Annotated in this window: 20 protein-coding genes; 4 read left to right on the top strand and 16 right to left on the bottom strand. The window is 33.7% G+C overall.

Annotated features, from left to right (window positions below; translation table 11 throughout):
• Both BB050_RS18630 and BB050_RS18635 read left to right on the top strand, forming a co-directional pair.
• A complete protein-coding gene (locus tag BB050_RS18630) occupies window positions 1-597 on the top strand; it encodes a 3'-5' exonuclease (RefSeq protein WP_008464103.1) in 597 nt (198 codons plus the stop codon).
• A 191-nt stretch (window positions 598-788) separates the two neighbouring features.
• Entirely contained in the window at window positions 789-1,175 is a 387-nt protein-coding gene (locus BB050_RS18635; protein WP_066034646.1) for a hypothetical protein, read from the top strand.
• A gap of 72 nt (window positions 1,176-1,247) precedes the next feature.
• Here the strand turns inward: BB050_RS18635 and acs are convergent, their stop codons facing one another.
• The 7 genes from acs to BB050_RS18670 all read right to left on the bottom strand — a co-directional run bounded on the left by acs (window position 1,248) and on the right by BB050_RS18670 (window position 11,903).
• Complete coding sequence (gene acs, locus BB050_RS18640) at window positions 1,248-3,158, bottom strand: acetate--CoA ligase (protein ID WP_008464101.1); 1,911 nt, start codon at window positions 3,156-3,158, stop codon at window positions 1,248-1,250.
• A 492-nt stretch (window positions 3,159-3,650) separates the two neighbouring features.
• Entirely contained in the window at window positions 3,651-5,120 is a 1,470-nt protein-coding gene (ilvC, locus tag BB050_RS18645; RefSeq protein ID WP_008464100.1) for a ketol-acid reductoisomerase, read from the bottom strand.
• Window positions 5,121-5,180: 60 nt separating this feature from the next.
• Complete coding sequence (ilvN, locus tag BB050_RS18650; protein WP_008464099.1) at window positions 5,181-5,702, bottom strand: acetolactate synthase small subunit; 522 nt, start codon at window positions 5,700-5,702, stop codon at window positions 5,181-5,183.
• Between the two features lie 51 nt (window positions 5,703-5,753).
• A complete protein-coding gene (ilvB, locus tag BB050_RS18655; protein ID WP_066034647.1) occupies window positions 5,754-7,442 on the bottom strand; it encodes a biosynthetic-type acetolactate synthase large subunit in 1,689 nt (562 codons plus the stop codon).
• 160 nt (window positions 7,443-7,602) lie between these two features.
• The gene (gene ilvD, locus BB050_RS18660) at window positions 7,603-9,276 is read right to left on the bottom strand and encodes a dihydroxy-acid dehydratase (protein ID WP_008464097.1); all 1,674 of its coding nucleotides are present in this window, start codon (window positions 9,274-9,276) and stop codon (window positions 7,603-7,605) included.
• 268 nt (window positions 9,277-9,544) lie between these two features.
• Window positions 9,545-10,663: a 3-isopropylmalate dehydrogenase gene (leuB, locus tag BB050_RS18665; RefSeq protein ID WP_066034648.1), complete on the bottom strand. Its 1,119-nt coding sequence runs from the start codon at window positions 10,661-10,663 to the stop codon at window positions 9,545-9,547.
• A gap of 64 nt (window positions 10,664-10,727) precedes the next feature.
• Entirely contained in the window at window positions 10,728-11,903 is a 1,176-nt protein-coding gene (locus BB050_RS18670) for a 2-isopropylmalate synthase (protein ID WP_008464093.1), read from the bottom strand.
• A 155-nt stretch (window positions 11,904-12,058) separates the two neighbouring features.
• Here BB050_RS18670 and BB050_RS18675 point away from each other — a divergent pair, with 155 nt between their 5' ends.
• Window positions 12,059-13,603 (top strand): hypothetical protein, encoded by a 1,545-nt coding sequence (locus BB050_RS18675; protein WP_066034649.1) that lies wholly within the window; start codon window positions 12,059-12,061, stop codon window positions 13,601-13,603.
• Window positions 13,604-13,776: 173 nt separating this feature from the next.
• On the opposite strand, the gene BB050_RS18680 is transcribed toward BB050_RS18675, so the two are convergent.
• Window positions 13,777-15,432 carry a M1 family metallopeptidase gene (locus tag BB050_RS18680; RefSeq protein ID WP_066034650.1) on the bottom strand — a complete coding sequence of 552 codons (1,656 nt, stop codon included), beginning with the start codon at window positions 15,430-15,432 and terminating at the stop codon, window positions 13,777-13,779.
• A gap of 162 nt (window positions 15,433-15,594) precedes the next feature.
• On the opposite strand from BB050_RS18680, the gene BB050_RS18685 reads away from it, so the two are divergent.
• Window positions 15,595-16,296, top strand: a complete 702-nt coding sequence (locus BB050_RS18685; protein ID WP_066034651.1) for a carbohydrate-binding family 9-like protein — start codon at window positions 15,595-15,597, stop codon at window positions 16,294-16,296.
• Window positions 16,297-16,385: 89 nt separating this feature from the next.
• On the opposite strand, the gene hisIE is transcribed toward BB050_RS18685, so the two are convergent.
• From hisIE to hisG, 8 genes are all read right to left on the bottom strand, one after another.
• Window positions 16,386-16,982, bottom strand: coding sequence for a bifunctional phosphoribosyl-AMP cyclohydrolase/phosphoribosyl-ATP diphosphatase HisIE (hisIE, locus tag BB050_RS18690; RefSeq protein ID WP_066034652.1), 597 nt, complete (start codon window positions 16,980-16,982; stop codon window positions 16,386-16,388).
• A 101-nt stretch (window positions 16,983-17,083) separates the two neighbouring features.
• Window positions 17,084-17,839, bottom strand: coding sequence for an imidazole glycerol phosphate synthase subunit HisF (gene hisF, locus BB050_RS18695; RefSeq protein WP_066034653.1), 756 nt, complete (start codon window positions 17,837-17,839; stop codon window positions 17,084-17,086).
• 74 nt (window positions 17,840-17,913) lie between these two features.
• Window positions 17,914-18,639 (bottom strand): 1-(5-phosphoribosyl)-5-[(5-phosphoribosylamino)methylideneamino]imidazole-4-carboxamide isomerase, encoded by a 726-nt coding sequence (hisA, locus tag BB050_RS18700; RefSeq protein WP_066034654.1) that lies wholly within the window; start codon window positions 18,637-18,639, stop codon window positions 17,914-17,916.
• An 85-nt stretch (window positions 18,640-18,724) separates the two neighbouring features.
• Window positions 18,725-19,306, bottom strand: coding sequence for an imidazole glycerol phosphate synthase subunit HisH (gene hisH, locus BB050_RS18705; RefSeq protein ID WP_008464086.1), 582 nt, complete (start codon window positions 19,304-19,306; stop codon window positions 18,725-18,727).
• Window positions 19,307-19,456: 150 nt separating this feature from the next.
• The gene (gene hisB, locus BB050_RS18710; RefSeq protein WP_066034655.1) at window positions 19,457-20,593 is read right to left on the bottom strand and encodes a bifunctional histidinol-phosphatase/imidazoleglycerol-phosphate dehydratase HisB; all 1,137 of its coding nucleotides are present in this window, start codon (window positions 20,591-20,593) and stop codon (window positions 19,457-19,459) included.
• 54 nt (window positions 20,594-20,647) lie between these two features.
• Window positions 20,648-21,694, bottom strand: a complete 1,047-nt coding sequence (hisC, locus tag BB050_RS18715) for a histidinol-phosphate transaminase (RefSeq protein ID WP_066034656.1) — start codon at window positions 21,692-21,694, stop codon at window positions 20,648-20,650.
• Between the two features lie 97 nt (window positions 21,695-21,791).
• Window positions 21,792-23,075, bottom strand: coding sequence for a histidinol dehydrogenase (gene hisD, locus BB050_RS18720; protein ID WP_066034657.1), 1,284 nt, complete (start codon window positions 23,073-23,075; stop codon window positions 21,792-21,794).
• Between the two features lie 154 nt (window positions 23,076-23,229).
• Window positions 23,230-24,087 (bottom strand): ATP phosphoribosyltransferase, encoded by an 858-nt coding sequence (gene hisG / locus BB050_RS18725; protein ID WP_008464079.1) that lies wholly within the window; start codon window positions 24,085-24,087, stop codon window positions 23,230-23,232.
• Between the last annotated feature and the right edge of the window lie 94 nt (window positions 24,088-24,181).

Genomic DNA, 24,181 nt, shown 5'->3' on the forward strand with positions numbered 1-24,181 from the left:
ATGCTAGACTGGCTAAAAAATATCAATAAAGACTATCCAGATTTCTGGAAAGATTATTTAACTAAATTCGAAACTAAACCTAATAAGTTTGTTGTATTGTCAACTGAAACTTCTGGCTTAAATCCGGATAAAGATGTTATATTATCACTTGGAGCCTTTTCAGTTATTGATAACAGCATTGTTATTAAAGAAAATTTTGAAACCGTTTTATTACAATATAAATACCTTCAAGACAACGGACTTTCAAATGAATTTATCATTGAAAGCAAAATGATGAAAATGCCTGAACCTGATGCACTTGAAGCTTTTGTGAATTTTATAGGAAATTCTATTCTGGTTGGACATCATATCAATTTTGATATCGAAATGTTGAATGCATCTTTGGAACGTTTAAACTGTGGAAGACTAAAAAACGAGGCTTTAGATGTAGATGTAATGTATAGAAAATTGACTGATATAAATGACAAGCAATTTTCTCTTGACGATTTGTGTGGAATTTATAAAATTCCGAAAAGTGATAGAAATTCTTCTTCGGAAGATGCCTATAGAATTGGACTCCTATTCTTGAAATTAAAATCTAGATTGGGAATTAAATAAATTAAAAATAATCAATTCTGTATGATATAAAAATGCCTCTTAAATTTTAAGAGGCATTTTATTTGTTTAAGCTTTAACACAAAATTATAAGCTCATATATTTTTCAAATTAAGTAAAACTGTAATTTTATATCAAATTATATTTCCAAAAAACAAACAAAAACACAGTCTATTTTTTAATTAAAAAAATCTATGAAAAAGCTTATGTTGCCATTGCTGTTTTTTGTTTCAGCAATTTTTGCCCAAAATCAAGACCCTTCTTCTAAACGAATTTTAGGAAACTGGTATTCTAAAACAAACCTAAGTATCAAATGGACTTTTACGCAAGACGGGCGAGTTTACAATTATAACCAAGACAGAATGGCTGTAATGTATAAATATACCATTTCACATAGTTGCCAAAATTTTACGGATGATACAGAAGAATTTATAACTTTAATGGACAAAGATGGTAATCAATTCTGTTTTAAAATAAATGGAATAAATGAAAACAAAAATGGAATTCTGTCTCTCACTAATTTAAGCAACATGCAGCAACTTATTTTTGTAAACGATGCAAATTCAAAAGTTGCTCAATAATATATTTTTAAAAATTCTTTAAAAAAAAACGCCTCTTAATTTAGAGGCGTTTTTTTTTGTTTATGTTTCAAATTAAGAAATTCTTTCTTTCATAATTTCTTCAACTACTTCTGGATTTAGTAAAGTCGTTGTATCTCCAAAATTAGAAAAATCTCCTTCTGCTATTTTACGCAGTATTCTACGCATAATTTTTCCTGAACGAGTTTTTGGCAAACCAGAAACGAATTGAATCTTGTCTAATTTAGCAATTGGTCCAATGTGATCTGCAATATATTGATTAATCTCCTTAGCCAGATTTTCTTTGTTTCTAACTTCTCCTGTTTCTTTCAGAATTACAAAACCATATAAAGCATTTCCTTTAATATCGTGAGGGAATCCAACAATAGCAGATTCTGCAACAGCTGGATGTTCGTTGATCGCATCTTCAATTGGCGCAGTTCCTAAGTTATGTCCAGAAACAATTACTACATCATCTACTCTACCGGTGATTCTGTAATAACCCACTTCATCTCTTAATGCTCCGTCTCCAGTAAAATATTTTCCAGGGAAAGCAGAGAAATAAGTCTCTTTGTAACGATCGTGATTACCCCAAATAGTTCTGGCAATTCCTGGCCACGGGAATTTAATACACAAACTTCCAACTACTTGATTTCCTTCAATTTCATTGCGTTTTTCATCCATCAAAACTGGCTGAATTCCAGGCAATGGTAAAGTTGCATACGTTGGTTTTGTTGGTGTTACAAAAGCAATCGGCGATATCATGATTCCTCCTGTTTCTGTCTGCCACCAAGTATCTACAACTGGACATCTCTTATCACCAACGTGGTCATTAAACCAGTGCCAAGCTTCCTCATTAATTGGTTCTCCAACAGATCCAATAACTTTAAGAGATTTAAGAGGATATTTTTGAATATAGTCTAAACTTTCTTTTGCCAACGAACGGATTGCAGTTGGTGCAGTATAGAATTGTGTAATTTTATGTTTTTCGATAATATCCCAAAAACGGCTAAAATCTGGATAAGAAGGCACTCCTTCAAAAATTACAGTTGTAGCGCCATTCAATAATGGCCCGTACAATATATAAGAGTGACCTGTAATCCATCCGATATCTGCAGTACACCAGAAAATATCATTGTCTTCGTAATTGAAAACGTTTTTAAAAGTATACGCTGTATATACCATGTAACCTGCAGTAGTATGAACCATTCCTTTTGGTTTTCCTGTTGATCCTGAAGTATATAAAATAAATAAAGGATCTTCGGCATCCATAATTTCAGCAACGCTATTATCCAAAGCTGCGTCTAATAATGGTTGCAACCAAATGTCACGGCCCTCTTTCATTTTCACATCAGTATTAGTTCTTTTTGCAACTAAAACTTTTGTTACAGAAGGACAAGTTTCTAAAGCTTCATCAACAATTCCTTTAAGGTCAATTGTTTTATTTCCTCTATAACCTCCGTCAGATGTAATCACCATTTTACACTCGCAATCGTTGATTCTTGCAGAAACTGCAGAAGCAGAAAATCCAGCAAAAACTACTGAGTGAATTGCTCCAATTCTAGCACAAGCTAAAACAGCAACAGCCAATTCTGGAATCATTGGCAAATAAATGCAAACTCTGTCCCCTTTGCGAACACCTTGCTCGCGAAGAACGTTTGCCATTTTTGAAACTCTCTCGTATAATTCATTATACGATATATGTAAAGCCTCTTCAGAAGGATCGTTCGGTTCAAAAATAATTGCCGTCTTCTCTCCTCTTTTGCTTAAATGTCTATCAATACAGTTTTTGGTAATGTTAACTTTAGCATCTGTAAACCATTTTACTTCAGCCTCAGCCATATTAAAATCAACAACCTTTTCCCATTGCTGGTACCATGTGAAATTCTCCTCTGCTATTTTTCCCCAAAATTTTCTTGGCTCTCTTATTGACTTATTGTAATGTTTAAAGTATTGTTCTAAATTTTCAATTTTGTAATAGCTCATCGTTTGTTGAATTTTTTTATAAATGTATTAAATCTGAACGTATCCGTGAAATAATTTAATTCATAAATTTTATCAAAAAAAAACATTTATTTAATAAAATATGATAATTATCTGAAATTATTTTAAAACTTTATTTTTTATTATTACTTAAGGGCAAAAAAGGCATAATAAACAGATATTATGCCTTTTTTAATTTAACAAATTTCAATAACAATTAATTTTGTAAATGCGTTGCAAAATTTTTCTCTATTTTGAAAATAGCAGCATCCTTATTAATTAAAACAGAAATTTCAACAAGTATATTTTTTTTCAAAATATACCCCATTTTAGGGATCCGCTTCACTTAACTTGCTTATTATCTGAAGTTAAGTGAATGCAATATGCATCTATATCTATTATCTTAATAAGTGCTTACTAATTCAAAATATTACAAATCATTGATACAGTGCAAATTCCGCAGAATCGGATTCTGCGGAAATTCCCAATTTTTTATTATCCAATTTTTTTCATTGCTGTCATAGACTCTCTCAACCAAGCTCCTACTTCTTCGATAGGATGCTGACGGATTGCTTTGTTTACAGCAATTAATACGGTATTGTCTACTCCGTTTGAAGTAGAAAATGGTTTACCTATAATATTAGTTTCAACTTTTTTCATGAATTCAGTCAATAATGGCTTACACGCATGATCAAATAAGTAACATCCGTACTCAGCAGTATCAGAAATTACACGGTTCATTTCGAATAATTTCTTTCTTGCAATTGTGTTTGCAATTAATGGCAATTCATGTAATGACTCATAATAAGCAGATTCTTCGATGATTCCAGCCTCTGTCATTGTTTCGAAAGCTAATTCAACACCAGCTTTTACCATTGCAATCATCAATACTCCATTATCAAAATATTCTTGCTCAGAGATTGGAGCTTCTTGTGGAGCCGTTTTTTCGAAGTTAGTTTCTCCTGTTGCAGCTCTCCATTTCAATAAATTTACATCGTCATTTGCCCAGTCAATCATCATAGTTCTAGAGAATTCCCCAGAAATGATATCGTCTTGGTGTTTTTGGAATAACGGACGCATGATATCTTTCAATTCTTCAGCCAATTCGTAAGCCTCAATTTTTGAAGGATTGTTTAAACGATCCATCATATTTGTAATACCACCATGTTTCAAAGCTTCAGTGATAGTTTCCCATCCGTATTGGATTAATTTAGATGCATAAGCAGGATCGATTCCTTTTTCAACCATTTTATCAAAACATAAAATAGATCCTGTTTGCAATAATCCGCAAAGAATTGTTTGCTCACCCATTAAGTCTGATTTTACTTCAGCCACGAAAGATGATCTTAAAACTCCAGCTCTGTGTCCTCCAGTTGCTACAGCATAAGCTTTTGCTTGATCTAAACCAAATCCATTCGGATCGTTCTCTGGGTGAACAGCGATAAGAGTTGGAACTCCAAATCCTCTTTTGTATTCTTCACGTACCTCAGAACCTGGACATTTAGGAGCACACATAATAACAGTGATGTCTTTACGAATCTGCATTCCTTCTTCCACAATGTTAAATCCGTGAGAATAAGCCAAAGTAGAACCTTGTTTCATTAATGGCATAATAGCAGTTACCACAGCAGTGTGTTGTTTGTCTGGTGTAAGGTTGCAAACTAAATCTGCAGTAGGAATCAATTCTTCGTAAGTTCCTACTTTGAAACCATTTTCAGTTGCATTTTTATAAGAAGCTCTTTTTTCTGCAATTGCATCTGCACGCAATGCGTAAGAAATGTCTAAACCAGAATCTCTCATGTTTAAACCTTGATTCAAACCTTGTGCTCCACAACCAACAATTACAACTTTTTTTCCAGCCAATGCTGCAATTCCGTCTGCAAATTCTGATTGCTCCATAAATTCGCAAACTCCTAATTGTTCTAATTGTAATCTAAGTGGTAATGTATTGAAATAATTTGCCATTTTTGTTTTAATATTTAATGAAATGAAATTTAATATTGATTATATATAACTAAGATTTTATTATTTAAAAGTTTCTAGCAATGAAGAAATTTCCATTTTTTGCTTAGAAACTGATATTCTTCCCGAACGCACAAACTGCATAATTCCGTATGGTTTGAACTTTTGGTATAATTCTTCAATTTCAGAACGTCTTCCTGATTTTGAAATCACAAAGAAATCTCGAGAAACCGTCACAATCGTAGACTGGCTTTCTTTAATGATATTCTGAATCTGTTTCTCGTCAAACAACAAGCTTGAAGCGATTTTAAACAAAGCATTTTCTAAGAAAATAGTCTCTTCATCTGTATGATAAAATGCTTTTATAACTTCAATTTGTTTTTCGATCTGGCCTACAATATTCTGAACCCATTTTTCTGTCGTGTTTACAACAATGATAAATCTTGAAACATTCTCTATCTCTGATTCTGAAACATTTAGACTTAATATATTAATGTGACGCTTTAAGAATATTCCAGATATTCTATTCAACAGTCCCACATTATTTTCTGAGTATACCGATATGGTAAATGTTTTATCTTCCATGATGTTTTTTTAGTTTTATTTTCCCGATAGCTATCGGGATTGAAACTTTTCTTAACTTAATCTAATTTCTGATACACAAGCTCCTGTTGGAATCATTGGGAAAACGTTGTTTTCTTTTTCAACTACAACTTCTAAGAAATATGAATCTTTTGACGCCAGCATCTCAGCGACAGCCGCATCTAAATCTTCACGTTGTGTAACTTTTTTAGATTTGATATGATATCCTTCAGCAATGGCAATGAAATTTGGATTGATCATTTTTGTTGAAGCATATCTGTTATCAAAGAATAATTCTTGCCATTGGCGAACCATTCCTAAGAATTCGTTGTTTAAAACCACAATTTTTACTGGAACTTCTGTTTGAAAAATTGTTCCTAGTTCCTGAATTGTCATCTGGAAACCTCCATCACCAATAATAGCTACTACTTCGCGATCTGGTTTTCCCATTTTTGCTCCAATCGCAGCAGGCAATGCGAATCCCATTGTTCCTAAACCGCCAGAAGTAATATTACTTTTTGTTGAATTGAATTTAGCGTAACGGCAAGCAAACATCTGGTGCTGACCAACATCTGAAACGATAATAGCATCACCTTTTGAGTGTTTGTTGATCATTTCGATTGTTTCTCCCATCGAAATTCCTTTGCCGTTTGTTGGATTTAATTCTTCTTTTATTACAGAATCATATTCAACTTTACTTAATTCTTTAAACTCATTGTGCCACAAATCATGAGATTTAGCATCAAGAAGCGGTAATAAAGCAGCTAAAGATTCTTTTACATCTCCTAAAACAGCAATATCCGTCTTAACGTTTTTATCAATCTCAGCAGGATCGATTTCGAAGTGAATTACTTTTGCTTGTTTTGCATAAGTGTTTAATTTACCTGTAACACGGTCGTCAAAACGCATTCCGAAAGCAATTAAAACATCACATTCGTTTGTTAGCAAATTTGGCGCATAATTTCCGTGCATTCCAAGCATACCAACGTTCAAAGGATGATCTGTTGGTAAAGCTGACAATCCTAAGATTGTCCAAGCTGCTGGAATTCCAGATTTTTCAATCACTGCTTTAAACTCAGCTTCTGCCTGACCTAAAATAATCCCTTGACCAAAAACAATAAGCGGTTTTTTTGCACTATTAATTAAAGCTGCAGCTTCGGCAACTTTGTCTAAATTTAATTTTGGAACAGGAACATAACTTCTAATTCCTGTGCATTTTTCATAACTAAATTCGAACTCATCAAATTGAGCATTTTTAGTAATATCAACCAAAACTGGCCCTGGACGTCCAGAACGAGCAATGTAAAATGCTTTTGCAATAATTTCAGGAATTTGAGAAGCTTCGGTTACTTGGAAATTCCATTTTGTAACCGGAGTTGAAATTCCGATAATATCGGTTTCCTGAAATGCATCAGATCCCAATAAATGTCTTCCAACTTGCCCCGTAATACACACTAAAGGAGTTGAATCGATTTGAGCATCTGCGATACCAGTTACTAAATTTGTAGCTCCTGGTCCAGAAGTAGCAATGGCCACCCCTACTTTTCCTGTAGCCCTTGCATAACCTTGAGCTGCATGCGTTGCACCTTGTTCATGACGCACTAAAACGTGGTGCAACTGATCTTGAAATTTATATAATTCGTCGTAAACCGGCATTATAGCTCCACCTGGATAACCATAAATCAAATCTACTCCTTCTGCTAATAAACATCTTATAACGGCTTCTGCCCCTGATATTTTCATAGTATATTGTTTTTCCAATATCAAATTTCAATTTGAAAATTCAATGGCAGTATCAAAAATCAATTTCATCTTTAACTTTAAGTTTATTTTTGAAATTTTTAATTTTTATTGCTATTGCTTTTTGTTATTGTAATTGATATTGATTTTTGATTTTTTATAATTATTTATCGGTTACACATCCTGTTGATGCACTCGAAACCGACTTAGCGTATTTAAGTAAAACCCCTCTGTCAACTTTTAAAGCCGGCTGAACCCAAGCCGCTTTTCTTGCTGCAAATTCTTCGTCAGATATCTTCAGGTCGATTGTATTTTTCACAGCATCAATGGCGATTAAGTCACCATCCTTTACTAGTGCAATACCACCACCGTCATATGCTTCTGGTGTAACGTGTCCTACCACGAAACCGTGCGAACCGCCCGAGAATCTACCGTCTGTAATTAGCGCACAACTGCTTCCTAATCCAGCACCAATAATAGCAGATGTAGGCTTCAGCATTTCAGGCATTCCCGGACCACCTTTTGGTCCACAACCCCTGATGACGACTACATTACCTGGTTTAATTTTTCCAGCTTGAAGACCTGGAATTACTTCAAATTCACCTTCAAATACAACAGCTGGCCCTTCGAAATATTCTCCTTCTTTTCCGCTGATTTTTGCTACAGCACCTTCAGTAGCAAGATTTCCGTATAATACCTGAATATTTCCTGTTGGTTTTAATGCTTTTTGAATTTCATGAATTACTTCTTGTCCGTCTTGTAAATCTGGAGTTGAAGCTAAGTTTTCTGCAACTGTTTTTCCTGTAACTGTTAAACAGTCCCCATGAATAAGCCCAACTTTCAATAAGTATTTCATAACTGCTGGAATACCTCCTACTTCGTGAATGTCTTCCATCATGTATTTACCGCTTGGCTTCATGTCTGCCAATACTGGTGTTCTATCGTTAATTGCTTGGAAATCATCTAATGTAATTGTGATTCCAACTGAGTGAGCCATTGCAATTAAGTGCATAACAGCATTTGTAGAACCACCTAAAACAGCTACAATTGTGATAGCGTTTTCAAAAGCCTTACGAGTCATAATGTCTCTTGGCTTAATATCTTTTTCTAATAATATTTTGATTGCTTTTCCAGCTTCAAGACATTCGTCTCTTTTTTCCTGGCTTAAAGCAGGATTTGAAGAACTGTAAGGCAAACTCATTCCTAATGCTTCAATAGCAGAAGACATTGTATTTGCAGTATACATTCCACCGCAAGCACCAGCTCCTGGACAAGCATTTTGAATAACACCTTTAAAATCTTCTGGAGTAATTTCGCCTTTTACTTTTTTTCCTAAAGCTTCAAAAGCAGAAACGATATTTAGAGATTCTCCTTTCCATTTTCCAGAATGGATAGAACCTCCGTAAACCATAAGAGATGGGCGGTTTAACCTTCCCATTGCAATTAAGGCACCTGGCATATTTTTATCGCATCCAGGAATTGCAATTAAACTATCATACCATTGCGCTCCCACAACTGTTTCAATAGAATCTGCGATTACATCACGAGAAACGAGTGAGTAACGCATACCTTCAGTTCCGTTAGAAATACCGTCACTGACACCAATGGTATTAAAAATAAGTCCGACAAGATCTGCATCCCAGACACCTTTTTTAACATCTTGTGCTAAATCATTAAGGTGCATGTTACAAGTGTTACCATCGTAACCCATGCTCACAATTCCAACTTGTGCTTTTTTTAAATCTTCTTCAGTTAAACCAATTCCGTACAACATCGCTTGCGCCGCTGGCTGTGTTTGATCTTGTGTGATGGTCTTGCTGTACTTATTTAATTCCATTATAGTTTTATTTTTTTTAATTTTTTGTTCAAAAAAAAACCTTCCAGTATTTGGAAGGTTTGTAATATAGTCTTTCAATTATATTTATAACATTCCCGATGCAGATGTGTGAATCACATTGACAACAACGACAGAAGTAATAATAATTGAGATTTGCATCATTTATTTTTTAGTGTCACAAAAGTAAATAAACTTCTGGAAGTAAAAAAATAAAATCTCAACATTTACAATACTTCTTGTGATTATATTCAAGTTTTAACAAAAAATATTAAACAATTGTAGATTGCCCAATACTTACATTGTCATTATTGAAATAAAGCAAATCATCTTTGCTGAAAATAAAATTAGAAACAAACTCTCCAACTTCATTTGTTCCAAATTTTGAGTCTGGTTTCAAATCAACTGTAACTACTTTGTATTCAATTGCTTTTTCAACCGCTTTATAGATTACATGAGCTTCTTTAGTTAATCCAAAGTGCTCTAGCAAAAGTGCTGCTGCCAAAATCGAAGCAATCGGATTGGCAATGTTTTTGCCTTTTGCCTGCGGATATGATCCGTGAATTGGTTCAAACAAAGCATTTTTTTCACCTAAAGATACCGATGGCAATAAGCCAATTGAACCCGTAATTACGCTAGCTTCATCAGATAAAATATCTCCGAACAAGTTTTCAGTCAAAATCACATCAAATTGTTTCGGATTTAAGATTAACTGCATTGCTGCATTATCCACAAATAAGAAATCAAGTTTAACATCTGAATACTCTTCGCTCACCTTCTGAACTACTTTTCTCCACAATCTTGAAGTTTCCAAAACATTTGCTTTGTCTACCATTGTTAGCTTTTTACGTCTTTTTTGCGCCGATTTAAAAGCTAAATGTGCAATTCTTGTAATTTCTTCTTCTGAATATTCACATAAATCCGAAGCATGTGTTCCTTCATCATTAAGTGTTTTAGTTCCAAAATAAGCTCCACCAGTTAATTCTCTAAAAATGGTAAAATCAGCTCCTTCAATAATTTCTCTTTTTAAAGGAGAAGATTCGATTAAGGCTTTATAAGGTTTTATAGGACGAATATTAGCAAACAATCCTAATTCTTTTCGCAATTTTAATAATCCTTGCTCTGGGCGAACCTTTGCATTTGGATTGTTATCATATTTAGGATCTCCAATTGCACCAAGCAAAACCGCATCTGTATTTAAGCACAGATTCAAAGTCTGCTCCGGCAAAGGGCTTCCCGTTTTATCGATAGCAACCGCTCCCATCAGTGCTTCTTCAAAAACAAATTCATGATTATACACTTCGCCAATGGCGTACAAAGCTTTTTTAGCCTGTAATATTACTTCAGGTCCAATTCCATCTCCTGGTAAAACTGCAATTTTTAAATTCATAATCTCTCGCTCTTTATGTCTTTAAATCCTTATTGTTCCTTAAACTCTTATTTTTATACTTATTTTAGTTTCTTATTAAATCTCCTTCTATTTTAGAAGCTTCTATAATTTGGTGGATATCTGCGTCTACAACTTCTTTTTTAATATCAGCGAATTTCAAGAATTCGATGTAAACGATATCCAATTGTGTTTTTGTCAATTCGTAACCTACTTTTTTAGCACGGTAAGCTAAAGCAGCTCTTCCGCTTCTTGCTGTTAAAATGATTGAAGATTCATTCACTCCCACATCTAGCGGATCCATGATCTCGTAAGTTGCTCTATTTTTAATTACGCCATCTTGGTGAATTCCAGAACTGTGTGCAAAAGCATTTGCTCCAACAATTGCTTTATTTGGCTGTACAATCATTCCCATACTTTCAGAAACTAAACGGCTCATTTCGTTCAATTCTCTTGTATTAATGTTTGTATCTAAATTTAAGTAAGGGTGCTGTTTGAAAATCATTACCACTTCTTCAAGCGCCGTGTTTCCAGCTCTTTCGCCTATACCATTAATAGTACATTCAATTTGTCTTGCTCCATTTATAGCTCCTGCAATTGAGTTTGCAGTTGCCATTCCTAAATCATTATGACAGTGGCATGAAAGGATAACGTTTTCGATTCCTTTTACGTTTTCTTTTAAGTATTTAATTTTTGCTCCGTATTCTTCTGGAAGACAATATCCAGTAGTATCAGGAATATTCAATACTGTAGCTCCAGATTTGATAACTTCTTCACAAACTTTTGCAAGAAAAGCATTGTCTGTTCTACCGGCATCTTCAGCGTAGAATTCAACATCTTCTACATAAGATTTAGCGTGTGATACAGCAAATTTTGCTCTTGCAATAATATCTTCAGGCGTAGTATTTAATTTGTGGAGTATGTGAGATTCCGAAGTTCCGATTCCAGTATGGATTCTAGGTTTCTTAGCATGCTTTAAAGCAGCTGCAGCAACATCAATGTCGTTTTTTACGGCTCTTGTTAGTCCGCAGACGGTTGCATTTTCTACAATTTTACAAATCTCAGAGACCGATAAAAAATCGCCCGGACTTGACACAGGAAAGCCTGCTTCGATAATGTCAACTCCCATTTTGTCTAGTCGTTCTGCGATAACTAATTTCTGTTTAGTATCTAACTTACATCCTGGAACTTGTTCACCATCTCGCAATGTGGTGTCAAAAATTTGAACTTTCTCTCTATTCATATTCATTTATTTAATGTAATTTCACATCTTGATAACAAATATATATTGTACTATTACAGTATGAAATTCATTTTAATGAAATTATACTGTTTATAAAACAACTTATACTATATTAACTAACTTATAATCAGTAAGTTATATTATTATTTTTTACAATGGCTAACCATCAAAAAGATTTCTTATTTGTTCTAATCAAATCACTTTCGAAATCAGAAAAAAGGCAGTTTAAAATTTTTGCAAGCCGATTAGAAACGAGTTCAAATACAAAATTTATCGAATTATTCAACATTTTAGATAAATCTGAAGTTTACGATGAAAAACTCATTTTGAAAAGTGGTGTTATCCAAAAAGTGCAGTTATCTAACTTAAAATCATACTTATACAAACAAATCCTGGTTAGTATAAGGCTAAATATTCCTAGTCAGAATATTCGTTATCAGCTTCGAGAGCAAATGGATTTTGCTGTTATTCTTTATAATAAAGGATTATACAAGCAGAGCTTGAAAATATTGGATAAAACCAAACAGCAAGCTTTAGAGAATGATGAAAAATATATGGCGTATGAAATTGTTGAATTCGAAAAACTAATTGAATCGCAATACATCACCCGAAGTATTCAAGGTCGTGCTGACGAATTGGTAGTTCAGGCCAAAGAATTGAATTATAGAAATACGATTTCAAGCAAATTATCCAATTTATCTCTTCAGCTGTACGGAATCATGCTGAAAACAGGTTATGTAAAAAATGATGAAGAGTACAGATATATTGACGATTACTTTAATAAGCACATTTCCAAGCTTGATGAGAGTAAATTTGGTTTCCGAGAAAAGTATTGGTTTTACAATGCCAACCTTTGGAGAAGCTTTCTAGTTCAAGATTTTTTAGCGAGTTATAAATTTGCTTATAAATGGGTTCAGCTTTTCTATGATAATCCAAATATGATTTATCTGAATCCTGTTTTCTTCTTAAAAGGAAATCATTATTTCTTAGAATCGCTTTATATGTTAAAATATAAATCGAATTTCAAGAAATATCTAAATCTTCTGGAAGAAACAATCGCTGATCCTAAATTTCCTGTAAACGATAATCTTGCCTCACTGTCTTTCTTATATGTCTATAACAATAAATTGAATCTGCATATATTAGAAGGAACATTTGCAGAAAGCGAATATTTAATTCCAGAAATTTTAAATAAACTGAAATTGCATAGTGAACATCTTGACGAGCATCACGAGATGTTGTTTTTCTATAAAATTGCTTCTATTTATTTTGGTAACGAAAAATACAATGAGTGCATCAATTATTTAGACAAAATCATCAACAATAAAAACTTGACAATGCGCGAAGATTTAATGTGTTTTGCGAGATTATTGTCGCTTATTGCGCATTATGAGCTTGGGAAGGATTATTATTTAGAAAATCATTTGAAAAGCACCTATAAGTTCTTATTGAAAATGAACGACTTGCATGAAGTTCAAAAAGAAATCATCAAGTTTTTAAGAAACCTAAACAACTTCTACCCTGCCGATATCAAAAAGGAATTCAAGAAAATGCACAGTCGTTTCGTTGAGCTTGAAAAGAATACATATGAAAAAAGGGCTTTCTTATATTTAGATATCATTTCGTGGCTCGAAAGCAAAATTGAAAATAGGAAAATTGCTGATATTATTAAGGAGAAAGCGAAATTGAATAATCGTTAAATCTTTTAATTTCCAATAAAAAAGCCTTGAATTTCAAGGCTTTTTTGTCTTACGACGAAAGAGAAATGACAAAACTATACCCAAAACCAAACCATCAGGTTTAATAATAAAAAATCCCAAACTCCACATAAAATTGGAATTTGGGATTTTAAAAATTGAAATTTGTCGAATTTTTATTCGACTATATTAGAAGTAGTAACATAGAAGTTTTTGTCTACTTCCAGTTTTCTGTCTTCGTTATCTGTTTTTATAGACTGCCATTCTGCTGTTGGTTTTAACCAAGTTTCTACTCCATTAATTTTAACTTTTACTGGCATATCAAATTTAGAAACACAATTAGTCCAATGGTAACCAAAAGTTCCGTTTTTAAACATATATTCAAAAACCGGAATTTGGGTTGTGGTTAAATATTGTGCAAAAACTCTATTGAAATTAATTCCAGATTGTTCGTTAATATAATCTTGAATCTGTTTTCCTGTAACGGTTTGATGATAAAAAGTCTTATTCATGCCTCTTAAAATCGATTTCCATTTAGCATCATCATTAATTATTTGACGAATTGTATGAAGCATATTGGCTCCTTTTGGATACATATCTCCAGATCCTTCATTATTTACATCATAATGCCCGATGATTGGCTTGTCATTTTCAATATTCTGTCTGCATCCAATAACATATTCAGCACCAGCTTCTTTACCATAATAATACTCTACAAAAAGGCTCTCAGAATAATTGGTAAAACTCTCATGAACCCACATATCTGCAATATCTTTGTAGGTAATATTGTTAGCGTACCATTCGTGTCCAGATTCATGAATGATGATAAAATCAAATTTTAGTCCCCAACCTGTTCCACTTAAGTCACGTCCTAAATAACCTTGTTTATATTGGTTTCCATAAGTTACAGAACTTTGGTGCTCCATTCCTAAATAAGGCACTTCTACCAATTTATAGCTGTCTTCGTAAAAAGGATATGGTCCAAACCAGCTTTCAAAAGCTTTCAACATTTTTGGAGCATCTTTGAAATGTTCTTTAGCTAAAGCTAAATTATCTTTAAGAACATAATAATTACAATCTAAATTTCCTTTTTCCCCTTTAAATACTTCAGAGAAATTTACATAGTCACCAATATTGATGTTTACACCGTAATTATTAATTGGATTAGAAACATACCAATTGAAAGTTTTAGTTCCGTCTTTTTCTTTTTTAACGCTTTTCAGTCTTCCGTTAGAAACCTCCGTTAAATCTCCTGGCACATTCACGCTGATAAGCATATTTTCTACTTCATCATACATATGATCTTTGCAAGGCCACCAAACACTAGCGCCTAAACCCTGACAAGATGTAGCAATAAAATCTTTTCCGTTTTTATCTTTTTTCCAAGAAAAACCTCCATCCCATGGCGCTCTTACAGCTTCTTTCGGTTTTCCTTCATAATAAACTACAATCTCCTTAGTATCACCAACTTTTTGTTTTTCATTTAAAGTAATAAAAAACGCATTTCCATCTCTTTCAAATTTTAATTCTTTTCCGTTCTGCGTTACCTTGGTAATATTCATTGGCTGCTGCAAATCGATCTGCATACGGTTATTTTCTGTCAAAACAGTATAACGAACAGTATTCGAACCTGAAATTGATTTTTCTTTTGGATTTACCTTTACATTAAGTTGATAATATTTTAAATCCCACCAAGCTCTTTCTTTTGTAATGCTTCCGCGTAAAGTGTCCTGATGTGTAAAAACGGTTTCTGACTTATTTAAAAGTCCCTGAGCATTGGCCGCAAAACCAACTAAAAAGGCAATAAATGCCCCACAAAAGTGTTTTTTCATTATTTATAAATTTGAAATAAATAAGGCTGTCAAACCTGTTTTAATCTTCAACAAATGTAAACATTCATATCAAACTTTTTAAATTTTTATCATTTTAACAATCAAAAACAATAGATAAACTCATTTTCTTTATTTTAGCGATTCAATTATATTTAGTGTTTTATGAAATTGCAATACATTACTATTGTTTCGCTTTTATTCTGCCAATTATCCGTTTATTCTCAGACATTTCCTGTTCATAAAACAAATGACAAAATTAATATTGATGGTGATTTATCAGAGTGGAAAACTCCTTTTCTTGGTCCGTTTGCAATTCATAACACAGGCGAAAAAGCTTCCCAGCAAACTTTTGTTTCTCTTTCGTGGAATAGCAAAAACTTATATTTAGCTTACAAATGCACTGATTCTAAAATCATTGGAGCACCACAAACAAAAGATTCTCAAATATTCAACACCGATGATTTAGCTGAAATTTTTCTAGATCCAGATGGAGATGGCCAGAATTATATTGAAATTGGAGTGAATGCATTTTCTACAAATTACGATTTGGTTTTAAAATGCATTTCGCCAGAATGTGGAGGATGGAATACGGCAATGGATTTCGATATTAAAGGCTTAGAATCTGTAAGCAAAATAAATTCTGATGGCTATACAGTAGAAATCAAAATCCCTTTTTCTAGCCTCAAAAAAATTGAAAATGGCGGTTTTAAAAAACCGAAAACTGGGACAAAATGGCGAGGAAATGCTTTTAGAATTGATTACGGTGAAACCACTGAATACATTGCTTTACAGCCTTATAAAACTTCAGTTTTTGGATTTCATCAGCCGCAAGAATTTGCGGTTTTTGAGTTTGTGGAGCAATAACTTTGTTTCAAGTTTCAAGTTTCAAGTTTCATGTTCTGTGAGCAACTTGAAACTTGAAACTTGAAACTTGAAACTTGAAACAAAATATTTTACTTTTGACGTTTTTTCAAAACTTCAATAACATCATTCAATTTAAAACCCTTTGCTTGAAGTAGAATTAAATAATGAAACAATAAGTCAGCGCTTTCACTAAGGAATAAATCGTCATTATCGTCTTTCGCTTCGATAACGACTTCTACAGCTTCCTCACCTACTTTTTGCGCTATTTTATTTACTCCTTTTGCAAACAAAGAAGCGACATAACTCTGTTCAGAATCAGCATTTTCTCTACGAGTTTTAATTGTATTTTCTAATTGTGAAATAAAACCGTAATTAGCATCATTTGGCTCCTGCCAACAGGTATCTGCACCCGTGTGACACGTTGGCCCAACAGGTTTTGCCTGAATTAAAAGCGTATCGCCATCACAGTCATTTTTAATACTTACTAAATTTAAAAAGTTGCCACTCTCCTCGCCCTTTGTCCAAAGTCTTTGCTTTGAACGACTAAAGAAAGTTACTTTTTGCGTTTCTATTGTTTTTTGAAGCGATTCTTCGTTCATATAACCCAACATCAAAACATTTTTTGTTTCTGAATCCTGAATTATCGCCGGAATTAATCCGTGTGCGCTTTTGATATCGATTTCCATTTTAATTTTAGATTTTAGTCCCGATAGCTATCGGGAAGATTTTAGATTAATTTCTAAACTCGAATTATTGGAATTTGGAATTTAAAAATTGGAATTTTTTCTCAAATTCTCACTTCTATATTATTATTTCTTAATTCTTGTTTCAACGCCTTGATTTCAATTTCTTTAAAGTGGAAAACACTCGCTGCTAAAGCCGCATCTGCTTTTCCTTTTTGAAACGAATCTAAGAAATGCTGAATGTTTCCAGCTCCTCCAGAAGCAATAATCGGAATATTTACTAATTCTGAAAGTTTAGCCAAAGCTTCGTTTGCAAACCCGTTTTTGGTTCCGTCATTATCCATTGAAGTGAATAAAATTTCTCCTGCACCACGTTCTGCCACTTCAACAGCCCAATCGAAAAGATTTAATTCTGTTGGCACTTTTCCGCCAACTAAATGCACGATCCATTGTCCGTCAATTTGTTTGGCATCGATAGCCACTACAACGCATTGGCTTCCAAATTTCTGAGCCAAATCATTAATCAATTGTGGATTTTTAACTGCTGACGAATTGATTGAAACTTTATCAGCTCCGTTATTCAGCAGAATATCAACATCTTCAACAGATGAAATTCCACCGCCAACTGTAAACGGAATATTGATTTTTTCTGCAACGCTTCGCACCATATTGACAAGTGTTTTACGTCTTTCTTCGGTTGCCGAAATATCCAGAAAAACCAATTCGTCTGCGCCTTCAGCTGAATAAATCGCAGCCAATTCTACAGGATCTCCAGCGTCTCGCAAGTCAACGAAATTAACGCCTTTTACGGTTCTTCCGTTTTTTATATCTAAACAAGGTATGATTCTTTTTGCTAACATTTTTTATTTTAGTTGTTGGTTATTGGTTGATTGTTGTTGGTTAATGCGATAAACTATCAACCGACAACTAATAACTATAAACCAATTATATAGTTTTCTAACTGTTTCAAAGCAATTCTTCCCTCGTAAATCGCTTTTCCGATAATAGTTCCTTCACAGCCTAATTCTGCTAGTTTTGGCAATTCGTCGAAAGTCGAAATTCCTCCTGAGGCGATTAATTTTACACCTTCCGCTTCTGCTAAAATCTTTTTATACAAATCAAAACTTGGACCTTGAAGCATTCCGTCTTTGGCAATATCTGTACAGATAACGTACTGAATTCCTTTCGATTGATAATCTTGAATGAATGGAATCAAATCTTCATTTGATTCTTCTAACCAACCTGAGACAGCAATTTTTTCGTCTTTAGCATCAGCTCCCAGAATGATTTTCTCAGTTCCATATTGTGAAATCCATTTTTCGAAGATCGTTCTGTTTTTTACGGCAATGCTTCCGCCAGTAATTTGATTAGCACCGCTTTCAAAAGCAATTCTCAAATCATCATCCGATTTCAATCCGCCTCCAAAATCAATTTTTAAGCTGGTTTGTGTAGCGATTTGTTCTAAAATCTTATAATTGACAATTCTGCTTGATTTTGCACCGTCTAAATCTACCAAATGCAGATATTCGATTCCGTGCGCTTCAAATGATTTTGCCACTTCAAGCGGATTCTCGTTGTAAATTATCTTCGTATCATAATCACCTTTGGACAAACGAACGCATTTTCCATCAATGATATCTATGGCTGGTATTATTCTCATTTTTATTATTTTAGATTTCTGATTTTAGATTTTAAATTCTAAAAATTGAAATTGATTTTTGATATTTTGATTGATATTGAAGTTTTTACATCTTCAAAAAGTTTCCGAGAATCTTTTCTCCTACATCACCGCTTTTTTCTGGGTGAAATTGTGTTCCGTAAAAATTATCTTTTTGTAATGCCGATGCATATTCTACATCATAATTAGTTTTAGCCACAGCGTATTGGCAATTTGGAGCGTAAAAACTGTGAACCAAATACATAAATTCATTTTCAGAAACATCCTTAAACAAATCAGTTTTTAAATCATAAATCTGATTCCAGCCCATTTGAGGCACTTTTACGTTGTTTGAAAATTTCAAAACATCAACATCAAAAATCCCTAAACCTTCGGTATTTCCTTCTTCGGTCTTATTGCACATCAATTGCATTCCAAGACAGATTCCCAAAACTGGCTGTTTTAATTGAGGAATCAAACTGTTCAAACCGCTTTCGCGAAGTTTAGCCATAGCTGAACTCGCCTCGCCAACGCCAGGAAAAATCACTTTATCTGCCGATTTAATTTCCTCTGGATTATTACTCAGAACAGCTTTAAAACCCAATCTTTCAATAGCAAACATAATGCTCTGAATATTCCCTGCTCCGTAATTTATAATTACTATTTTCAAAATTATTTTTAGATTTTAGATTTTAGATTTTAGATTTCTCTTCAACTTAAAATCATTAATACTATTTTACTTAACCGCTAGGTTCGCAAAGATTTACGCTAAGAACGCGAAAAAACTTGTGTGCTTTGCGTACTTTGCGGTTAAACTTTTTTACAACATACCTTTAGTACTTGGCAAAATCATTTTTTCTGTATCCCTTTTTACGGCTACTTTTATGGCTTTTGCGAAAGCTTTAAAAATAGCTTCAATTTTGTGATGCTCGTTAATTCCTTCTGCTTTTATATTTAAGTTGGCTTTTGCGCCGTCTGTAAATGATTTAAAGAAATGATAAAACATTTCTGTTGGCATTTTACCTACCATTTCGCGTTTGAATTCAGTTTCCCAAACAAGCCAGTTTCTTCCGCCAAAATCAATTGCTGCTTGTGCTAAACAATCATCCATTGGCAAACAGAAACCATAACGTTCTATTCCTAATTTATTTCCTAACGCTTTCGCGAAAACTTCTCCTAAGGCAATTGCTGTATCTTCAATTGTATGGTGCTCATCGACTTCTAAATCGCCTTTTACTGTGATTTCTAAGTCCATTTGACCATGACGTGAGATTTGGTCTAACATGTGGTCGAAAAATGCAATTCCGGTATCGATTTTACTTTTTCCTGTTCCGTCAAGATTTAGATTAATGTAAATATCTGTTTCGTTTGTTTTACGAGTAATAGAAGCTGAGCGCGCTTCTAATTTTAAAAACTCATAGATTTTCTTCCAATCCATTGTCTGTAAAACGATTGTTTCATTCAATTCTTCACGTTTAGATGAAATTTCATTGCTTCCAATTCCATCCGTATCGTTCATGAAAATCGCTTTTGCACCAAGATTTTTAGCCAATTCAACATCAGTCAAACGATCACCTAAAACAAAAGAATTCGCCAAATCATATTCTGGATTATTCAAATATTTAGTCAGCATTCCGGTTCTTGGTTTGCGAGTTGGCGCATTTTCTTCTGGAAAAGTTCTGTCAACGAAGATTTCATCAAAAACAACTCCTTCGTTTTCAAATGCTTTTAGAATAAAATTCTGCGTTGGCCAAAATGTATCTTCTGGAAAACTATCAGTTCCTAAGCCGTCCTGATTCGTTACCATTGCCAATTCGTAATCTAATTCAGCAGCAATTTTAGCCAAATATTGAAATGCTTTTGGATAAAACTCCAGTTTATCTAGGCTATCTAGTTGATAATTTTCAGGTTCTAAAACAATCGTCCCGTCACGATCGATAAAAAGTACTTTTTTCATGGTTTATAGTTTGAGACCTAACAGGTTTTAAAAACCTGTTAGGTCTGTCATAGTTTATAACAATTTCAATTCTCTAATTACAACCGCATTTTCTTCTTTTGTTCCTATTGTAAAACGAAGACAATTTTCACATAAAGGTTGTGTTGTTCTGTTTCTGATAACAATTCCTTTTTCGATTAACTGATTATATCTTTTGTTAGCGTCATCTACTTTTGCCAAGATAAAATTGGCTTCTGTTGGATACACTTTCTCAACAAAATTTACTTCAAGCAATACTTTAAGCAACTCTTCTCTTTGCTCAATAATAGAAGCTATTTCTTGTTTAATTTTATCAGAATCTTTTAAACGTTCTTTAGCTCTTTGCTGCGTTAATTCGTTTACGTTGTAAGGCGGTTTGATTTTGTTTAAAATTGAAATCACTTCCTCTGAAGCGTAGCAAATTCCTAAACGTATTCCAGCTAAACCATACGCTTTGGAAAGAGTTTGAGTAATCACTAAATTCGGGTATTCGTCGATTTCTGTCAGCCAGCTTTCTTTATCTGAAAAATCAATATAGGCTTCATCAATTACCACTAAACCATTGAAGTTTTGAAGCAATTTCACTACGCTTTCATCAGAGAAAGAATTTCCTGTTGGATTGTTCGGCGAACATAAAAAAATGATTTTCGTGTTTTCGTCAACTGCTTCTAAAATCTTTTCAACCTGTGGCTGAAAATCGGTTGAAAGCAAAATTTCTCTATTTTCTACTGCATTGATGTTTGCCAAAACTCCGTACATTCCATATGTAGGCGGAAGCGAAATAATATTGTCTTTGTTTGGTTCGCAGAAAGCTCTAAAAAGCAAATCTAAAACTTCATCACTTCCGTTTCCTAACAAAATCTGACTTTGCTTTACTAAATTATTCTTGGCCAAAATCGCTTTAACCGAATTCTGCTGTGGGTCTGGATAACGATTTACACCATTCTGATACGGATTTTCATTGGCATCCAAAAAAATCATTTCTGCTGTATCAAAATCTTCAAACTCATCTCTCGCAGAAGAATAGGGTTTTAACGATTTTACGTTTTCTCTTGTTATTGTGTTTATATCGAATATGTTCATTTGTTGTTGTTTTTTGGACTATTAGAAACAAGAAACAAGAGAAAAGACTTCTTATCTTACCCACTCAATATCTTTCTTCTTGCTTCTTTTCTCTTTCTTATTCTAAACTCTTTAATCTCAGCGTCACAGCATTCTTATGCGCTTGTAACCCTTCGGCTTCAGCCATTAATTCTATAGCTTTTCCAATGTTTTGAATTCCTTTTTCAGAGATTTTCTGAAATGTCATTGATTTCATAAAACTGTCTAGATTTACACCGCTGTAATTCTTCGCATAACCATTTGTTGGCAATGTGTGATTGGTTCCTGAAGCGTAATCTCCAGCACTTTCAGGCGTATAATTCCCTATGAAGACAGAACCTGCATTTACAATTCCGTTGCAATAGAAATCATCATATTCTGAGCAGATTATAAAGTGTTCTGGGCCATATTCATTGATTAAATCTAAAGCAATCTGATCATTTTCGACATAAATCAATTTTGAATTTTCAATTGCTTTTTCTGCTATAGCTTTTCTAGGAAGAACTTCCAATTGTGATTGAACTTCTTTTTCTACTTCTGCAATTAGCTTTTTTGAAGTCGAAACTAAAATTACCTGACTGTCAGTTCCGTGTTCTGCTTGAGATAATAAATCTGAAGCTACAAAAGCTGGAACCGCAGTATCATCAGCAACAATTAACAGTTCTGAAGGCCCTGCAGGCATATCAATTGCAACGCCAAATTGAGTTGCTAATTGTTTCGCAACCGTTACAAACTGATTTCCAGGTCCGAAGATTTTATACACTTTCGGAATTGATTTTGTTCCAAAAGTCATTCCTGCAATAGCTTGGATTCCGCCAACTTTTAGAATTTTAGTTACGCCACATAAATTCGCTGCGTATAAAATTGCCGGATTAATTTTTCCTTTTTTGTCTGGCGGAGAACATAACACAATTTCTTTACAGCCAGCAATCTCAGCAGGAACAGCCAACATTAAAACAGTCGAAAACAAAGGCGCTGTTCCTCCTGGAATGTATAAGCCTATTTGCTGAATTGGTCTTTTTTCCTGCCAACAGTTTACTCCTTCAATAGTTTCAACAGAAACACGATCTGTTTTTTGAGCATTGTGAAATTTATAAATATTGTCTTTCGCTAATTCAATAGCTTCTTTCAGCTCGTTCGGAATCAAGCTAATCGCTTCTTCAATTTCTGCTTGCGAAACTTCATAATTGTCTTGAGAAATTCCGTCAAAAATCGAAGTGTATTTTGCAACGGCTTCATCTCCTTTTCTTTGAACTTCTTTAAAGATTTCTTTTACCGTAAGTTCGATATCGTCTACAGTTTTAGTCGGTCTTTTTAATATTTCTGACCAGATTTCTGGTTTTGGATTATCTATTTTATTCATGCCTTTATTTTTTTAACCGCAAAGGGCGCAAGGTTTTATTATTCTCTTTGTCTTGAAAAAACGCTAAGTTCGCAAAGCTGCATCCGCAACTTGGAATTTGGACCCGAGCGATAGCGAATAGGCGAAGCAATTTTCATATTGGAATTTCTATTTTTTATAGTACCATTTTCTCAATTGGACAAACTAAAATTCCTTCTGCTCCTACTTCTTTAAGCTGATCTATTACATCCCAAAAAGTATCTTTGTCGATTACTGAGTGAACACTGCTCCAACCTTCTTGCGCTAGCGGAAGAACCGTTAAACTTCTTAAAACCGGAAGAATTTTTCCAACTGCTTCAATTTTGTCATTTGGAACGTTCATTAGGATATATTTTGAATTTCTAGCTCTTAAAACAGCTTGAATTCTGAATTTTAAAGTATCAATGTGTTTCTGGATTTCTGGAGAAACTTTTGGCGAAACAGCCAGAACTGCTTCACTTTTCAAAATAACTTCAACTTCTTTTAAGTTGTTTTTGAATAAAGTGCTTCCGCTTGAAACAATGTCTACGATTGCATCTGCAAGACCAATATTTGGAGCAATTTCTACAGAACCAGAGATTTGGTGAATATCTACAGTCAGACCAAATTTATTAAAATATTCGGTAACTGTATTTGGATAAGAGGTAGCAATTCGAAGATTTGCCAAATCTTGTACCGAATTGTATTCGAAGGTTTTAGGAACTGCAACAGAAACTTTGCATTTTGAAAATCCTAATTTCTGAACCACTTCGATTCCTTTTCCTTTTTCCACCAAAAGATTATCGCCAACTATAGCTAAATCTACCACTCCATCGATTAAATATTGAGGAATATCTGAATTTCTAAGATATAAAACTTCAAGAGGAAAATTTGAAGCCTCGGCTTTTAACTGGTCGATTCCGTTGTTGATTGAAATACCGCAGTCCTTTAAGATTTGAATGCTGTCTTCGTTTAAACGTCCAGATTTTTGAATTGCAATTTTTAAAGTACTCATTTTTTTAGTTGTTTGTTGAATTAATAGTTTGAGTACAAAGAGAGCTTGAATTAAAAAACCCGTTTGATGTACTCAAACGGGTTTTAAAATATGA

It is taken from the genome of Flavobacterium anhuiense (assembly GCF_001705175.1).
Lineage (GTDB): Bacteria > Bacteroidota > Bacteroidia > Flavobacteriales > Flavobacteriaceae > Flavobacterium > Flavobacterium anhuiense.

Excerpts from the sequence above, each read along its gene's own strand:
- BB050_RS18630 (WP_008464103.1), top strand. The coding sequence starts at position 1 with ATGCTAGACTGGCTAAAAAATATCAATAAAGACTATCCAGATTTCTGG.
- BB050_RS18635 (WP_066034646.1), top strand. The coding sequence starts at position 789 with ATGAAAAAGCTTATGTTGCCATTGCTGTTTTTTGTTTCAGCAATTTTT.
- acs (WP_008464101.1), bottom strand. The coding sequence starts at position 3,158 with ATGAGCTATTACAAAATTGAAAATTTAGAACAATACTTTAAACATTAC.
- ilvC (WP_008464100.1), bottom strand. The coding sequence starts at position 5,120 with ATGGCAAATTATTTCAATACATTACCACTTAGATTACAATTAGAACAA.
- ilvN (WP_008464099.1), bottom strand. The coding sequence starts at position 5,702 with ATGGAAGATAAAACATTTACCATATCGGTATACTCAGAAAATAATGTG.
- ilvB (WP_066034647.1), bottom strand. The coding sequence starts at position 7,442 with ATGAAAATATCAGGGGCAGAAGCCGTTATAAGATGTTTATTAGCAGAA.
- ilvD (WP_008464097.1), bottom strand. The coding sequence starts at position 9,276 with ATGGAATTAAATAAGTACAGCAAGACCATCACACAAGATCAAACACAG.
- leuB (WP_066034648.1), bottom strand. The coding sequence starts at position 10,663 with ATGAATTTAAAAATTGCAGTTTTACCAGGAGATGGAATTGGACCTGAA.
- BB050_RS18670 (WP_008464093.1), bottom strand. The coding sequence starts at position 11,903 with ATGAATAGAGAGAAAGTTCAAATTTTTGACACCACATTGCGAGATGGT.
- BB050_RS18675 (WP_066034649.1), top strand. The coding sequence starts at position 12,059 with ATGGCTAACCATCAAAAAGATTTCTTATTTGTTCTAATCAAATCACTT.
- BB050_RS18680 (WP_066034650.1), bottom strand. The coding sequence starts at position 15,432 with ATGAAAAAACACTTTTGTGGGGCATTTATTGCCTTTTTAGTTGGTTTT.
- BB050_RS18685 (WP_066034651.1), top strand. The coding sequence starts at position 15,595 with ATGAAATTGCAATACATTACTATTGTTTCGCTTTTATTCTGCCAATTA.
- hisIE (WP_066034652.1), bottom strand. The coding sequence starts at position 16,982 with ATGGAAATCGATATCAAAAGCGCACACGGATTAATTCCGGCGATAATT.
- hisF (WP_066034653.1), bottom strand. The coding sequence starts at position 17,839 with ATGTTAGCAAAAAGAATCATACCTTGTTTAGATATAAAAAACGGAAGA.
- hisA (WP_066034654.1), bottom strand. The coding sequence starts at position 18,639 with ATGAGAATAATACCAGCCATAGATATCATTGATGGAAAATGCGTTCGT.
- hisB (WP_066034655.1), bottom strand. The coding sequence starts at position 20,593 with ATGAAAAAAGTACTTTTTATCGATCGTGACGGGACGATTGTTTTAGAA.
- hisC (WP_066034656.1), bottom strand. The coding sequence starts at position 21,694 with ATGAACATATTCGATATAAACACAATAACAAGAGAAAACGTAAAATCG.
- hisD (WP_066034657.1), bottom strand. The coding sequence starts at position 23,075 with ATGAATAAAATAGATAATCCAAAACCAGAAATCTGGTCAGAAATATTA.
- hisG (WP_008464079.1), bottom strand. The coding sequence starts at position 24,087 with ATGAGTACTTTAAAAATTGCAATTCAAAAATCTGGACGTTTAAACGAA.